Annotated in this window: 12 protein-coding genes; 11 read left to right on the top strand and 1 reads right to left on the bottom strand. The window is 34.0% G+C overall.

Features of this window, described 5'->3' with window-relative positions; all coding sequences use genetic code 11:
* Positions 1-123: 123 nt before the first annotated feature.
* The 6 genes from cdaA (at position 124) to CLOLE_RS16890 (ending at position 9,249) form a co-directional block, all read left to right on the top strand.
* Positions 124-981 (top strand): diadenylate cyclase CdaA, encoded by an 858-nt coding sequence (gene cdaA, locus CLOLE_RS16915; RefSeq protein ID WP_013658337.1) that lies wholly within the window; start codon positions 124-126, stop codon positions 979-981.
* Positions 974-2,320 carry a CdaR family protein gene (locus tag CLOLE_RS16910; protein WP_013658336.1) on the top strand — a complete coding sequence of 449 codons (1,347 nt, stop codon included), beginning with the start codon at positions 974-976 and terminating at the stop codon, positions 2,318-2,320. The genes cdaA and CLOLE_RS16910 overlap by 8 nt, the downstream gene beginning before the upstream one ends.
* A gap of 265 nt (positions 2,321-2,585) precedes the next feature.
* Positions 2,586-3,641 (top strand): SGNH/GDSL hydrolase family protein, encoded by a 1,056-nt coding sequence (locus CLOLE_RS16905; protein ID WP_013658335.1) that lies wholly within the window; start codon positions 2,586-2,588, stop codon positions 3,639-3,641.
* Between the two features lie 45 nt (positions 3,642-3,686).
* A complete protein-coding gene (locus tag CLOLE_RS16900) occupies positions 3,687-5,876 on the top strand; it encodes an alpha-galactosidase (protein WP_013658334.1) in 2,190 nt (729 codons plus the stop codon).
* A 20-nt stretch (positions 5,877-5,896) separates the two neighbouring features.
* On the top strand, positions 5,897-8,008 hold the full coding sequence (locus CLOLE_RS16895; protein WP_013658333.1) for an alpha-galactosidase: 2,112 nt from the start codon (positions 5,897-5,899) through the stop codon (positions 8,006-8,008).
* A 227-nt stretch (positions 8,009-8,235) separates the two neighbouring features.
* Positions 8,236-9,249 (top strand): LacI family DNA-binding transcriptional regulator, encoded by a 1,014-nt coding sequence (locus tag CLOLE_RS16890; RefSeq protein WP_013658332.1) that lies wholly within the window; start codon positions 8,236-8,238, stop codon positions 9,247-9,249.
* A 52-nt stretch (positions 9,250-9,301) separates the two neighbouring features.
* Here the strand turns inward: CLOLE_RS16890 and CLOLE_RS16885 are convergent, their stop codons facing one another.
* Positions 9,302-10,210, bottom strand: a complete 909-nt coding sequence (locus CLOLE_RS16885) for a helix-turn-helix transcriptional regulator (protein WP_013658331.1) — start codon at positions 10,208-10,210, stop codon at positions 9,302-9,304.
* 473 nt (positions 10,211-10,683) lie between these two features.
* Here CLOLE_RS16885 and CLOLE_RS16880 point away from each other — a divergent pair, with 473 nt between their 5' ends.
* The 5 genes from CLOLE_RS16880 (at position 10,684) to CLOLE_RS16860 (ending at position 16,132) form a co-directional block, all read left to right on the top strand.
* Positions 10,684-11,706, top strand: a complete 1,023-nt coding sequence (locus CLOLE_RS16880; RefSeq protein WP_013658330.1) for a glycoside hydrolase family 130 protein — start codon at positions 10,684-10,686, stop codon at positions 11,704-11,706.
* A gap of 19 nt (positions 11,707-11,725) precedes the next feature.
* Positions 11,726-12,913, top strand: a complete 1,188-nt coding sequence (locus CLOLE_RS16875) for an AGE family epimerase/isomerase (RefSeq protein WP_013658329.1) — start codon at positions 11,726-11,728, stop codon at positions 12,911-12,913.
* Positions 12,906-14,072 carry a glycoside hydrolase family 130 protein gene (locus CLOLE_RS16870; protein WP_013658328.1) on the top strand — a complete coding sequence of 389 codons (1,167 nt, stop codon included), beginning with the start codon at positions 12,906-12,908 and terminating at the stop codon, positions 14,070-14,072. Before CLOLE_RS16875 ends, CLOLE_RS16870 begins: the two co-directional genes overlap by 8 nt.
* Before the next feature lie 146 nt (positions 14,073-14,218).
* Complete coding sequence (locus tag CLOLE_RS16865) at positions 14,219-15,169, top strand: type I phosphomannose isomerase catalytic subunit (protein ID WP_013658327.1); 951 nt, start codon at positions 14,219-14,221, stop codon at positions 15,167-15,169.
* Positions 15,170-15,184: 15 nt separating this feature from the next.
* Entirely contained in the window at positions 15,185-16,132 is a 948-nt protein-coding gene (locus CLOLE_RS16860; RefSeq protein ID WP_013658326.1) for a glycoside hydrolase family 113, read from the top strand.
* Positions 16,133-16,182 lie beyond the last annotated feature (50 nt).

Raw genomic sequence — 16,182 nt, 5'->3', positions numbered from 1 at the left:
TTTAATTTTAGAAAAGGATTCATTATTCATAATAATTATGTAGAGTAGTCGAAAATTAAATACACGTAGTCAGTAAAACATGATATAATAGGATAGAAAATACACATAAAGGAGTTTTGTTCGGTGGATGTAATAAAAGAGGCGCTTGATAAGATACCCTATCTAGGATTTCCTAATATTGGTATGAGAGATATTATTGATATACTCGTTGTAGCATATCTTATTTACATTGTGCTAGCATGGATCAAAGACACGAGAACTTGGGCGCTATTTAAGGGTGTAATGATTGTCTTGGTTGTAGCTAGTGTGGCATATCTTTTCCAACTACATACATTGTGGTGGGTAGTTTCTAATGCCATTACAGTAGGTACTTTTGCTATTTTAGTTGTATTTCAACCGGAACTTAGAAGGGCTTTAGAACAGATTGGTAGAGGAAAATTGTTTGAATCCTTAATTAATACCTCGGATCAGGCTGAGGATGGATTAACAGACGAAGCTATTGAAGCAATTGCAAAGGCTTCACTGCACATGTCTAAATATAAAACAGGAGCATTAATTGTACTTGAACAAGAGACTAGACTTGGTGATGTGGAAAGAACAGGAATCAGGATAGATGGCCTTATTTCTAGTCAATTACTCATTAATATTTTTGAAAAAAATACGCCCTTACATGATGGAGCAGTTATTATTAAAAATAATAGAGTATCTGCAGCTACTTGTTTCTTGCCTCTTTCAGATAGTATGGAGATTAGCAAGGATTTAGGCACAAGACATAGAGCGGCTATTGGTATTTCTGAGGGGACAGATGCACTTGTTATTGTTGTGTCTGAAGAAAATGGCATTATATCTTGTGTGAGAAATGGGAAAATAAAAAGAGGACTAGATGCAGAACTCATTAAGAAGATTCTTCTTTCTACTAGAAAGAAGAAACGATCAGAAAGAAAAAAGGTAATATGGAAAGGAAAGAGTAAAAATGAATAAATTATTTACAGACAACCTTCCATGGAAAATAACATCCTTAGTACTTGCCTTTATCCTATGGCTCTTTGTTATTAATACACAAAATCCTATCCAGCCTCAAGAGATTGCAGGGGTGAATGTGGTTATTACTGGTCTAGACGAATTAGAATCTAGCGGTTATAAACTCAAAAATGAAGACGAAATAAGAAATCAGAATTTTAAAGTAGTTGTAACGGGACCACGTCTAGAAATTGATAAATTAGTTAAAAATCCAAAGCTCATTACAGCAACTTTAAATATAGCAGATTATATGGGGAATTTAACAGAATCCTCGTTATCTGATAATGCTAATTATGCAGTTAAAATTAATTTAGATAGTTATACAATCAGTGTTACAGATAAAAAGCCACAGGTGACTAAAGTACTAATAGACAAGATTGACCAAAAACTCCAGAAGGTTACTTATGAGATGTCTAAGGACTTAACAGATACTTATACATTAATTGGGGATGGTGTACCTGTTATTACGCCTGATAAAGTAACAATTACAGGACCTAAATCAGATATTGATAGAGTTTCGGAGGCGAAGGTACTCATTGAAGCAAAAGATTTCTCAGAAGAGAAATTAGTAGCGCAGTTACCTATTAAGCTTTATGATGCAGAAGGTGTAGAAATTACCTCCTTATCCTTATCCACCGATACAGCAGAGGTAAAATTACCAATTGGTAGTGAAAAAGAAGTAACGATTAAGGTTAACTACACAGGAACGCTTAAAGAAGGCTTAGTGCTTATTAACACAATTGTTTCACCTGAAAAGGTAAAACTCATTGGTAAGTCTGAACTTTTAGCAGGTATCAAAGAAATAGAACTAGAACCTATTGATTTAAGTAAAGTAGAAAAAACAGATCTTATTCAAGTGGCTATGAAATTGCCTGATGGGGTTATGACCTTGATTGATAATAAAGTCAATGTGAGCCTAGAAGTAATGGAAGAAGAAAGCTTAGAATATCCAATACAGACGAATGAAATGGATTTAACAGTAATTGGTTTAGGTGAGAATTTAACTTATGAGATTTTAACACTGAATATTCAAGTAGTATTAAGTGCTTTACCTAATAAATTACTAGGATATACCAAAGAGGATATTAAATTCTCTTTAGATCTGACAGGATATGGAACAGGTGAATATCAGTTACCACTAACTATTATTCCGCCAGCAGATGTAAGAGTAGTAGGCGAGCCTATTAATATTGATGTACGTATTAAACAGCTGGAAACAGGTGAAGCGACTCCGACGCCGAGCCATGATAATTCAGGAACAGCAGGAGAAGGAAATTCTAATAGCACTACAGAAGAATAATAAATAAAAGAAAGCTAAGATACTGTCTTTTTTGATAGTAACTTAGCTTTTTTGATGTCATTTTTTATCTCTGTTAAGATAAGGGATTGTAATTTTAACAAGATAATATATAATTAATTTAAGTTTAAAAAAACTATTTTTAATTAAAATAGTTTGATATTAAGTGGTACAAGTAACGCATAATAAAAATAGTAATACCATATGTAAAAAAAGCTAATAAGCCTAAGGAACATTGTAAAACTTATGATATGAGGGAGATGGTAGTGTGTCTACAGAAAAATTGAGTCGCGTGTTGCAACGTGCATTAAATGGAGAAGAGATAACAGTTGGCTTTTTAGGAGGCTCTATTACACAAGGCTGCAATCCAAGTTTACCTAAAAATGCCTATGTAGAAAGGGTTTATAAATGGTTTCAAGAAACGTTTCCAGAAACAAAAATTAATAAAATTAATGTTGGTGTAGGTGCTACGGGTTCTTTAATAGGTGTGCATCGTGTAGAAAAAGATTTATTAGTTCATAAACCAGATTTGATATTTGTCGAATTTGCTGCTAATGATGTACCACCAAAAGAGAAGACTAACCTTTCCTATGAAAGCTTAATAAGACGTATTTTAACTACCTTGGAAGATACAGCAATTGTTGAGATTTTTATGACATTAGAAGATGGTACAAGTGCAGAGGAAGAACAAGCAGCTATTGCTAAATATTATGGTATACCCACAGTAAGTTATAGACAAGAAATCTTTAAAGAAATTAAGAAAGGTACATATACTTGGAAGGATATTGAGACAGACGAAGTCCATCCTAATGATAGAGGACACGGGATTGTTGCAGAATTGGTAACAAAGTTACTAAAGGAAGCTATGACTAGTCCTGTATCAGAAGATAAGCATTATGAGATACCACAGACACCTTTAAATGAGGCCCCTTATGAAAAGGGACAGCTTTTATCCTGTAAGGAAATAGGATTCATTAAGAAGGTAGGTTTTGAAGCTAGCGATGAGCAGTTTAGAACTATAGGGGATGGCTACAAAATGCAGAGGGATGCTAAAGAGGCAGAATTAGTATGTGAATTAGAAGGTAGTCATATTTTCCTTCTTTATATTAAAGGGATTGAGGATATTAGAGGAAAGGTGATGATTACCATTGATGATGAACCTACCAATATACTAGATACTTATTTTGATAAAGGGTGGGGAAATTATCCTGAAACTTATCCTATTTTAATGAATGGTGAATACAAGAAACATAGAATTACCTTAACTGTGATGCAAGCACCTGAAAATCAGCTAGTAAGCATACTAGGGTTTTTAGTTTCTTAAGTCAATATAAGCTAATAATAAAATATAACTTGAAGGAGATGGGGTATGGGAATCAAGTATTATGAAAGTGAACGAGCATTTAAATTAGACACACCACAATCAACTTATATGATAGGTATTGTTGATGAAGAGGATTTTATAGGTCACATTTATTATGGTAAAAGGATAGAGGATTATCATTTAAGTTACTTATTGAGGACTAATGAAGGCCCTTATGTACCTAGTAAGAATAATAGAGACAGGGGAAGTTTCTTAGATTGTTTTCCGATGGAATATTCTACTCATGGCATTGGAGATTTTAGAGAGAGCTGTTTAGGTGTGAAGACTTCAAAAGGTCACAGTGCTTGTAGTCTAGCTTATGTGGATCACACTATTTATAAAGGGAAAAAAGCACTAGAGGGGTTACCAGCAACTTTTGGAAAAGATAACGAATGCACTACCTTAGAAATCATTTGTAGAGATAAGCTTCTACAATTAGAAGTTGTATTAAGCTATACGGTCTTTGAAAACTTAGATGTTATTACAAGAAGTACCAAAATAACGAATAAGCATACAGAGAACATAACACTTACTAAAGCTTTATCCGTTTGTCTTGATATGGACAATAAAGACTTTGAATTACTTACCTTACATGGTTCTTGGGCTAGAGAACGTCATATGCAGCGCCGAAGAGTAGGATATGGTAAACAAGGTACTTCTTCTATAAGAGGAGAATCTAGTCATCAAGATCATCCATTCATGGCGCTTTTAACAGCAGATGCTACAGAAGATAGAGGAGAGGTATATGGCTTCCATTTTGTATACTCTGGTAATTTTATGGCTCAAGTAGAATGTAATCAGTTTGACACAGTAAGAGCAGTCATGGGAATTGAACCCACAGATTTTAGTTGGCAATTAGAAGAACAAGCTAGTTTTACTACACCAGAAGTTGTTATGGTCTATTCGGCTGAAGGATTAGGGAAGATGAGTAGAACACTTCATGACTTGTACCGCAATCATTTGATTAGAGGTATATATAAGAACAAAAAGCGTCCGATTTTAATTAACAACTGGGAAGCAACTTATTTTGATTTTGATACAGATAAATTATTAGCCATTGCTAGAGAAGCTTCAGCATTAGGTATAGAAATGCTAGTGATGGATGATGGCTGGTTTGGCACTAGAAGTAGCGATAATTGTGCGTTAGGTGATTGGCAAGTTAACGAGGAGAAAATTAAAGGTGGTTTAAAATATCTAGTAGATGAAGTGAATAAGCTAGGTATGGCTTTTGGTATTTGGTTTGAGCCAGAAATGATTTCACCAGATTCGGATTTGTATCGTGCACATCCAGATTGGGCTATTGCAGTGCCAAATAGAGAGGGGACTTTATGTCGTAACCAATATGTATTAGATTTATCCAGAAAAGAAGTAAGAGATTATGTTTATGAATGTTTAAGAAAGGTATTAAGCAGTGCTAATATTACCTATGTTAAATGGGATATGAATCGTCCACTAACCAATATAGGAAGCTATTATCTAGAGGCTAATCAACAAGGAGAACTTTATCACCGTTATGTGTTAGGTGTTTATGAACTCCAACAAAGATTAATTGATGAATTTCCAGAGCTACTTTTAGAAAACTGTTCTGGCGGTGGTGCGAGATTTGACCCAGGTATGCTTTATTATAGTCCACAGATCTGGTGCTCTGATGATACTGATGCTATTGAACGGTTAAAGATTCAAGAAGGAACAGCCCTTATATATCCCTTATCAGCCATAGGTGCTCATGTAAGTGATTGTCCTAATCATACAGTGGGTAGAACAACACCTTTTGAAACAAGAGGCTATGTAGCTTTATTAGGTACGTTTGGTTATGAATTAGATGTTACACGCATTCCAGAAGAAGATAGAGCCATGATTCCACAGCAAGTAGCTATGTATCATAAATATAATGACTTAGTGAGACAAGGTGATTATTATCGCATTGCTTCTTATAGTCAAAATCATATGTATGATTGTTGGTCTGTTGTATCAAAAGATAAGAAGGAAGTTCTCGTAACCTTTATTCAAGTCATGGCAAGGCCTAATCATCGTAGTAGAAGAATTTACTTGAAGGGGTTAGATACAAAGGCATTTTATCGCATAGAGGGTAGTGAAGAGGTTTATGCAGGAGATGTTTTAATGTATGGAGGGCTTAATATTCAAAGTATATTTGGAGACTTTAAAGGACAACTCATTCATTTGATCGCAGAATAGAAGTCGGAGAGGTGGCAAAGATGAAGCGAATAGAAGTTGTTGAAAATGGCATTTATATGGTTCTAGAAATAACAAAAGAAGAACAGGTGAAGCTATTACATTTTTCAGCCATACCTTTTAATGAAATGGATATTGTATCAGAACGAATTCATAATGAGGCATTTAATCTTGTAGAGTTAAACTTATCAGGCATGGATAAACCTTATGAAAGACATGGAAATAAATATATTGTGACTGCACCAGGCTATCGAATGAAATATAGTAGCCTTAAAGATGAGAGAAATGCATTAGGAAGAAAAATAGAGATAACAACTTATGATGAAGTATCACAGGTGTATGTAACAACTCATATGCAATTTTATAATCAAATTTCAATCGTTCGTTTTTGGAATGAGGTCACTAATAAAGGTAAGAATCCTCAAACTTTAGAGTATATCTCTTCATTTAATTATACAGGTATAGAGAAAGAAGGATTACTACCAAGGGATGAAAAGATGCGCATCCATGTGCCTCATCATTCATGGCAGAGAGAGATGAATTGGCAGACTTATACTTTGCCAGAAGTAGGCTTAGAGCAAGTACAACCTACAATTGATCAAAGGTCTTCTAATGCTTTTGAGATCACTAACGTAGGAAATTGGTCTAGTAAAAAGTATTTACCTATGGGTTATTTGGAAAATACAGAAGTGGGAAGTAGCTTATTTTGGCAAATAGAACACAATGGCTCTTGGCATTGGGAGATAGGGGATCAAAATGGTCACTTTTATCTAAATATTTGTGGACCAGATGAATTAAATGCCCATTGGTTTAAGGAGCTTGGCTTGGGAGATACATTTACCTCTGTGCCAGTAGCAGTAGGTGTAACGAGTCAGGGCTTTGATGAGGCTATAGGTCAATTAACGAGGTACAGAAGGGTGATTAGACGGCCTAATAAAGATAATGAAGAGCTAAAAATCATATTTAATGATTATATGAATTCTTTATGGGGGGATCCCACTACTGAGAAAGAAATCCCATTAATTGATGCAGCAGCAAAAGCAGGATGTGAATACTATTGTATTGACGCAGGATGGTATGCCGATGGAAACTGGTGGGATAATGTAGGCGAGTGGCAAGAATCAAAGCAGAGATTTCCTAATGGGTTAAAAGAAGTAACAGATTATATTAGAAAAAAAGGGATGATACCAGGAGCATGGCTAGAGTTAGAAGTTATGGGAATTAACTGTCCAAAGCTTAAAGAACTAGATGATACTTGGTTTTTCATAAGGCATGGAAAAAGAGTATACGATCGAAGCCGGTATCAATTGGATTTTAGAAATGAAAAAGTAAGAAATTATGCTACAGAGGTTATAGATAGGCTTATTAATGAATATGGCATTGGCTATATTAAGATGGATTATAATATTGAGCCAGGAATAGGAACAGAATATGAAGCTGATAGCGTGGGAGATGGTTTGCTAGAGCATCAAAGAGCATATCTTGCTTGGTTAGATTGTATTTTTGAAAAATATCCAGAGCTTATTATTGAGAATTGTTCTAGTGGTGGACTGAGAATGGACTATGCGATGCTTGCTCGATATAGTATTCAATCCACTAGTGACCAAGAGAACTATCTTCAATATGCTACTATTGCAGCTAATGCACCAACAGGTGTAACGCCAGAACAAGCAGCTATCTGGTCATATCCTTTAGAGGAAGGTGATAAAGAAGAAGTTGTATTTAATATGGTTAATTCATTGCTATTACGTATTCATCAAAGTGGTCATTTAGCGCGATTGAGTAAAGAGAGGGGAAGCTTAGTAAAGGAAGCACTAGATTATTACAAGACAATCAGACAAGATATAAAGATTGCAACGCCTTTTTGGCCATTAGGTTTATCGCATTTTAAAGATGAATGGGTCTGCCTAGGAATGAAAACCGAACATAAACTTTATATAGCCGTATGGAGACGACAAGGAAATAAAACAACAAAAGAAATCCCATTAATAGGATTGGTAAATAATAAAGTAAGCATAAAATGCACTTATCCTAGCTATGCTTCCAATCAATTTGAGTGGCAGGAAGCTAGTCAAAAGTTAACCATTACATTAGAACCAAATACAGCACGTTTATTTGAAATCGAAAAGGAATAAATAAAAATTCAGTATATATTGACAAATTATTCGGGTGAAAATATACTTAGCTTAGCTAAAAAAAGATAGCTTAAAAAAGTTAATAATTTATTTGAAAGAGATTTTGTGCTAAAATATGACATAAATGATAATCGTAGATGAAAATACAAATAAATGCATGTGACTAGAGGTAATGGTTTTACCAATAAAATATAGGATGTAAGAGGGACGGAAAGGCGGAAATCGATATGGCAAAAGCAGTAAAGCTAGAAGATATTGCTAGGCGCATAGGTGTAAGTAATGTAACTGTATCTAAGGCTTTAGCAGGTAAAAGTGGTGTTAGTGAAGAATTAAGACAACGTATTAAAGAAATAGCTGAAGAAATGGGATATAAATCAGTATCTACTCAAAAAGCAAAAGAAAAAAAAGGAACAGGTAATATAGGCGTATTAATTCCTTGCCGTTTTGTTGATGGTAATACCTCCTTCTACTGGGCAATTTATCAGAATGTAGTCACCAAATTACAAGCAAAAGGTTATTATGCTATTTTAGAGCTTTTAAACATAGAAGATGAGGAAAGCCTTGTTCTACCTAAGATGATACAAGACGCTAAAGTGGATGGCATAATAGTGATTGGTCAGGTACGTAATGAGTATTCTCAATGTATTTGGAATAATGGTAGTGTACCTACTATTTTTCTGGATTTTTATGATACACATATGGAATATGATACAATTATTACTGATGGCTATTATGGTATGTATATGCTTACTGATTATCTTGTAAAGATGGGACATAAGAAAATTTATTTTGTAGGAACACCTTTATCTACAAGTAGTATCACAGACCGCTTTTTTGGATATCAGAAGGCGCTTATGGAGAATGGTATTACTATGGAGCCTCATTGGCTTGTTAAAGACAGAGAGTGTGGAGCTAATCAAGACTTAGCAGTGAATATCCCTGACGATTTACCAACAGCTTTTGCATGTAATAGTGATTATACAGCTAACTTTTTAGTGTCTAAGCTAAATGAAAAAGGACTATCTGTACCAGAAGATCTATCTGTTGTAGGTTTTGATAATTATCTATATCCTAATCTGTCTAATTTACAGCTTACTACCTATGAAGTTGAGATAGATAAAATGGCCGAGCTTTGTGTTAAAACATTACTTAGAAAAATTAATCGTAAAGATTATGTTAAAGGGGTTCAAATTATTACAGGTCACATGGTTATTAAAGATAGTGTAAAGATGATAAAATAGTAAATGAATAAAAAAAGTTCCTGATAGTTATGCTAGCTATCAGGAACTTTTTTTATTCATCTAAGAATTCTAAGCTATCAGGATGATATTTTTTGCGATAGGTAATAGGGGTTACCCCTGTATTCTTTTTAAAGAGATTAGTAAAGTGGTTAAGGTTATCTATACCTACAAAAGTAGCAATTTCATATACTGGCTGTTGAGTATTTCTAAGAAGTTCTTTTGCAACCTGCAGACGCTTTTGAATAAGATAATTAATGGGAGAGGTATGCAGGTAGGTGGTGAAGTCCCTAATAATTTTATATTTACTAACATGGTATGTATCTGCTAGCTCATCTAAGTTAAAGTGGTCCATATAGTGAGTATCAAATAAATTTTTAAGTTCAGATAGATACTTTGGCATGGCTACTATTTGGCTTGAATCTATTTCTTTACTCAGAATCAGTTCTGTAAGTAAATCGGTAATTAACTTTGAAATAATAAATTCAGCTAACTTAGGTGTATCCTTATTAAAGTTAATTAGGTGATTTAAGATTTCAGGCAAGTGTGAGATAGGTGAAATAGGACATAGTATATACTCATCTTGCTGAAAGTGTGTATAGTAGGCTGCACTATTAGCACCCTTAAAAATGATATATTTGAATTGCCAGTGACTAGATTCAAATAGATCTAGCTCAAAAGGAGCATTACAATCAATCCACATAACAGTGTGAGGTTGAAGTTGATAAGTCTGATCTTTATAGGTGAGCTTACCTTTGCCCTCAACAGTATATAGCACTAAATAAGCATCAAAAGGTGCAAATTTTAAGTGAAATGGAAAATGAGCTTGCATAGTATCCGCTAATAAGAAGTAATTGAGATGCTGTTTAGCAAATGAAGATACATTAAATGAGTTAGGTATAGATTGATAAAACTGAGGTGGAGCTGATAGTATGATTGTTTCGTAATTAATAGTGTTTGACATCAAAAAACTCCTTTCGGTAAAACAAGAGTTGAATGATTAAATTATAAAATATCCGAATATAAAAAACAATATCGTACAATAAAAAAATTAACTTGTATAAAAACTAAAATTAATTTATAAAAAGAGGAAAACAAAATTATACATAGTAAACCAATAGTGGTATAGAGTTAGACAAAATCCTAATAACTAAAAAACTAACAATTTGAAAAATAATTCGCCTATGATTAAGTGTAATATAAACAAAATTTGAAATATATTAAGGAAAATGCAAATATAAGTGAATGACTTTAATTAACCAATATTATATAATTAATTAAAGTAAAAAATTAGCTAAAATTAAAGTTTAAACATAAATGGAAATAGAGATTATTTTGTGTCAAAACCTATTTATGTTGGTTTAAGAATCAGTTCTATAAAAGGAAAAGGTTAAACCCAGTTTAAAACAATAAATGATACTAAAAAGGAGAATGACTATGAGCAAAATCAAATTAATTTGTCCAGAAGTAAGTAATATGCCGTGGCAAGATAAAAAAGAGGAACCAGTTCAAGCACCTATTTGGCGTTATAGTGAAAATCCAATTATTGGAAGAAACCCTGTTAAGAATGTAGCTAGAATTTTTAATAGTGCAGTTATCCCTTATGAGGGCGAATTCATTGGAGTATTTAGAGGAGAACAAACTAATGGTATACCTTATATTTACTTAGGTAGAAGCCAAGATGGTATCCATTGGAATTTTGATGAAAATAAAATTAACTTTGTAGATGAAGAGGGCAATGCTTTTATGCCAATCTACGCATATGACCCAAGACTTGTAAAGGTAGAAGATACATATTATATCATTTGGTGTCAAGATTTTTATGGAGCAGCTATTGGTATGGCAAAAACGACTGATTTTAAAACCTTTGTTAGAGTAGAAAATCCATTTTTACCTTTCAACAGAAATGCTGTTTTATTCCCAAGAAAAATCAATGATAGCTTTATGATGCTATCTAGACCTAGTGATAGTGGACATACACCATTTGGAGATATTTTTGTTAGTGAAAGTAAAGACCTTGTATACTGGGGTAAACACAGACATGTAATGAGCCGTGGTAAGTCATGGTGGGAATCACTTAAGATTGGCGGAGGTGCCGCACCTATTGAAACAAGTGAAGGCTGGCTTCTTTTCTATCATGGTGTATCTGGTACTTGCAATGGTTATGTCTATAGCATTGGTGGGGCCATCTTAGATATTGATAATCCTTCTATTGTGAAATATAGATGTGAAAACTTCTTATTAACACCAGAAGAATGGTATGAAGAAAGAGGCTTTGTACCAAATGTAGTATTCCCATGTGCAACTATTTGTGATTCAGCTACAGGTAGAATTACTGTTTACTATGGTGCAGCAGACAGTTATGTAGGCTTAGCCTTTACAACAGCTGATGAGATCGTTGCTTATATTAAAGAACACAGTGCGGTAAGTAAGGATGATACAGAAATTGGAATGAGATAAAAAAAGAGAAGGTGATACAGTGTTTGTTGCAGAAGTAAAAGAGCATCTAGTAAATGGTATTATTCCTTTCTGGAAAAAGCTAAGAGATAATACATATGGCGGCTATTATGGTTACATGAATTATGACTTAGAATTAGATCAAACAGCAATAAAAGGATGTATTTTAAATAGTAGAATTATGTGGTTTTTCTCTAATGCTTATCTAACTTTAAAAGATGAGAGCCTATTAGAAGAAGCGACACATGCTTTTGAATTTATGAAAGCCCACTGTATAGATTATAAATATGGTGGTGTTTACTGGATGCTTGATTATAAAGGTAATCCAGTAGAAGATATGAAGCATACTTATAATCAAGCTTTTGCTATTTATGCTTTATCATCTTATTATGTAGCAAGTGGTAATAGCGAAGCACTTGATTTAGCCATGGGATTATTTCATAAAATAGAATCTACTTGTAAAGATGAGTATGGATATTTAGAAGCTTTTGATAGAACTTGGGAGCCTATAGACAATCATAAATTATCAGATAATAAGCACATGGAGAGCGAAGGTAAGGTAGCAGAAAAAACAATGAATACGATTTTACATGTGCTAGAAGCTTACACTGAACTTTATCGTGTAGGAAAAGATGTTGAGGTAGGAAGATGTCTAGAAAAGCTATTACAGATGACAGAACTAAAAGTTTATAATAAAGAAAAAAGACAGCTTGAAGTATTTTTTGATACACAGCTTCGTTCTATAGCAGATATGCATTCATACGGACATGATATCGAAGCAGCGTGGTTATTAGATAGAGCAGCTCTAGTGCTAGGAAATCAGGATATCATAGATAGGACCAAAGCTTATACTGTTCCAATTGCTTACAAGGTAAAAGAAGTAGCATTTGAAAAGGGTGCCCTAAATAATGAAAGATTTAATAATGACATTGATAAAACAAGAATCTGGTGGGTACAAGCAGAAAGTGTTGTAGGATTTATAAATGCTTATGAAAAGACTCAAGATGTCGCTTTTCTAGAGGTAGCAAAAGAAATATGGCAGTATATTAAAACATACTTTATTGATAGCAGAGCACACTCTGAATGGTATTGGCAAGTAGATGAAAATGGTAGACCTAATAAGTCGTATCCAATTGTTGAACCTTGGAAGTGTCCATATCACAACGGTAGGATGTGTTTAGAGGTCATCAGGAGGGATATTAATGTTTAAAGAAAATTACACTAGAGAATTAGCAAAGTATGAGGCTTTAGTAACAAAGCCCAATAGGCCAATCGATGAATACAATGGCATTTACACACGTTATGAAAACCCAGTACTTACTAGAAGTCATGCACCTCTTTTATGGCGTTATGACTTAAATCCAGAAACTAATCCATACTTTATGGAACGTTTAGGGATTAATGCTGTATTTAATGCAGGTGCTATTGAATTAGATGGCAAATTTTATGTTGTTGCCAGAGTAGAGGGAAATGATAGAAAATCATTCTTTGCAGTAGCAGAAAGTCCTAATGGTATTGACAACTTTAGATTTTGGGATTATCCGATTTTACTTCCAGACACTGAAAAAGATGAAACTAACGTTTATGATATGCGTCTTACTAAACACGAGGATGGCTATATTTATGGCGTGTTCTGCTCTGAAAGTAAAGATAAAGAAAATCCTGATTTATCTGCAGCAGTGGCACAAGCTGGTATTGTACGTACGAAAGATCTTAAGACTTGGGAGCGACTTCCTAATCTTAGAACATCATCAGCTCAACAAAGAAATGTAGTACTTCATCCAGAGTTTGTTGATGGTAAATATGCTTTCTATACAAGACCACAAGATAGCTTTATCGACACTGGTAGTGGTGGAGGTATTGGCTTTGGACTCTGTGAAGATATCACTAATGCCTATGTAGCGGAAGAAAAAATCACTAGCAGAAGAAAATATCATACCATTACAGAGGTAAAAAATGGTGCAGGCGCTGTACCAATAAAAACAGAGAAAGGTTGGATTCATATAGCACACGGTGTGCGTAATACAGCTTGGGGACTAAGATATGTCATTTATATATTTGCAACAGCGCTAGAAGATCCAACAAAAGTAATAGCTGAGCCATCAGGTTTCTTTATTGCTCCTTATGAGTTAGAGATTATAGGTGATGTAGGAAATGTAGCGTTCACTAATGGTGCTATTGCAAGAGATAACGGAGATGTTTATATTTATTATGCTACGGCAGATACTAGACTTCATGTAGCGACTACAACTATTGATAGGCTCATTGACTATACTTTTAATACACCTGAAGATCCTCTTCGTTCAGTAGATTGTGTAGCACAAAGATGTGCCTTAATTAAGAAAAATTTAGAGTTTATAAATAAGTAATAAAAAGCACATTCTATATAGGAAGTCCCAAAATATAGAATGTGCTTTTTGTGTGAGAAAATTTAACTTATTTTTATTAAAGTATCAAGTAATTTATTTAAAAGTGTAGTAAAATAAAGGTAGAAGTACCAAAATAGGAGGCTATTATGTTTAAGATTATACCTATATATAAAGATTATTTATGGGGAGGAACTAAATTAAAAACAGCTTATGGGAAACAAAGCGATTTAGATATCGTGGCAGAAAGTTGGGAACTCTCGACTCATCCAGCGGGCACTTGTCTTATAGAGGTGAAAGGACAAAAGCAAAGTCTAAAAACATATATTGAGGAACAGGGAAAGAAAGTCTTAGGTAGCAAATGCAATGTTGAAGATGAAATACCTATATTAATCAAACTTATTGATGCGAAAGATAATTTGTCTGTACAAGTTCATCCAGATGATGCTTATGCTAAACGTTATGAAAATGATTTAGGTAAAACAGAAATGTGGTATGTACTAGAAGCAGAAGAGGGCGCCAAGTTAGTTTATGGCTTTAAAAAAGATTTGACACCTGAACTATTTGAGCAATACATAGAAGAGAATACGTTAACGGAAGCACTTAATTTTGTTGATGTACATAAAGGGGATACCTTTTTCATTACACCAGGTACAATGCATGCTATAGGTAAAGGAATTGTAATTGCTGAGATTCAACAAAGTTCTAATGTAACCTATCGTGTATATGATTATGGTAGAGTAGGGGCTGATGGTAAACCTAGAGAGTTACATGTTGATAAAGCAAAACAAGTGACAAAACTGACTAAAGCAGAAGAAAGCTATGTTGCTTACACTATGAAAGAATGCGAAGGCTATAGTATAGGTGTATTAGCAGAATGTGACTATTTTAAGGTGCAACGTATTGATTTGAAAAGTCAGATTCATTTGGTAGCAGATACTAAGTCATTTCACGCGTTATTAGTGACAGAAGGTAGTATAACGGTTAAAAATGAATTAGAGGTATTAAGTGCTAGTAAAGGAGATAGCATATTTATACCTGCAGCTACAGGTTCTTATCAGGTAGAAGGACGAGGTGAAATTCTTTTATCTACGTTATAAAGGAGAGGAGCATCTATGATGAAATCACTTGACTATATAAAGGGAGTAACTTTTGGCTATTTAACACCTAGGGGAAAATATGCGACAGAAGCTGCAAAAGATTCTTTAAGAAAGATGACAGAAGAAACAGAAGCTAATACTGTTGTTTTGGCCATAACTGCATGGCAGAAGGGACCTCATGTAGAAGAAGTCCTTTACAAAGGGAAACCTATTCCAGAGAATCTAGAAGTTAAAGAAATGATTCATTTCGCTAAAAGTTTAGGGCTTCGTGTTATTTTAAAGCCCATGGTGAACTGTATGGATGGTACTTGGCGAGCTCACATTAATTTTTTTGATATGGATGTCCCTTGTGAACCTAAATGGAGTAATTGGTTTAGAGAATATACAAAATTTATTTTAAATTATGCGCAGCTTGCAGAAGAAACTCAGTGTGAAATGTTTATAATAGGTTGTGAACTGGTACAATCAGAGAAAAGAGAAACTGAGTGGAGAGAAATCATACGAAAGATTAGAGAGGTCTATAGTGGACTATTAACTTATTGTGCAGATAAATACCAAGAAGGACGAGTTAAGTGGTGGGATGCAGTAGATGTTATTTCTTCAAGTGCTTTTTATCCTATTAATATTTGGGATGAACAATTAAAAAGAATCGAGCAAGTAGTGAAAAAATATGAGAAGCCATTCTTTTTCGCTCAAGCAGGATGTATGTCTTGCGCAGGAGCAAGTCTTATTCCAAATGACTGGACTTTAGTAGGAGAATTAAGTTTAGAAGAACAAGCATGTTATTATCAAGTGATGTTTGAAAAATGTTATGACCAGTCATGGATAAGAGGGTTTGGTGTATGTAGCTGGAATGCAGAGCTTTATAGGAAAGAATTAGGTAAGCAAGATACATCGTATGATTTGTACGGTAAGCCAGCAGCAGATGTTGTTAAGTCTTTCTATTCTAGGGAAATAAAGTAAATGAGACAAATAAGGTTACTAATAGTTTGAAAAATAAAGTTGACCTGTAA

The organism is Cellulosilyticum lentocellum DSM 5427 (assembly GCF_000178835.2).
GTDB lineage: Bacteria > Bacillota > Clostridia > Lachnospirales > Cellulosilyticaceae > Cellulosilyticum > Cellulosilyticum lentocellum.
Note: the sequence above shows the minus strand (reverse complement) of the source record. Positions and strands in the feature narration are given on the sequence as shown.

Coding starts and splice junctions, on each gene's coding strand:
- CLOLE_RS16900 (WP_013658334.1), top strand. CDS start 3,687: ATGGGAATCAAGTATTATGAAAGTGAACGAGCATTTAAATTAGACACA.
- CLOLE_RS16870 (WP_013658328.1), top strand. CDS start 12,906: ATGTTTAAAGAAAATTACACTAGAGAATTAGCAAAGTATGAGGCTTTA.
- CLOLE_RS16885 (WP_013658331.1), bottom strand. CDS start 10,210: ATGTCAAACACTATTAATTACGAAACAATCATACTATCAGCTCCACCT.
- CLOLE_RS16910 (WP_013658336.1), top strand. CDS start 974: ATGAATAAATTATTTACAGACAACCTTCCATGGAAAATAACATCCTTA.
- CLOLE_RS16860 (WP_013658326.1), top strand. CDS start 15,185: ATGATGAAATCACTTGACTATATAAAGGGAGTAACTTTTGGCTATTTA.
- CLOLE_RS16890 (WP_013658332.1), top strand. CDS start 8,236: ATGGCAAAAGCAGTAAAGCTAGAAGATATTGCTAGGCGCATAGGTGTA.
- CLOLE_RS16880 (WP_013658330.1), top strand. CDS start 10,684: ATGAGCAAAATCAAATTAATTTGTCCAGAAGTAAGTAATATGCCGTGG.
- CLOLE_RS16865 (WP_013658327.1), top strand. CDS start 14,219: ATGTTTAAGATTATACCTATATATAAAGATTATTTATGGGGAGGAACT.
- CLOLE_RS16895 (WP_013658333.1), top strand. CDS start 5,897: ATGAAGCGAATAGAAGTTGTTGAAAATGGCATTTATATGGTTCTAGAA.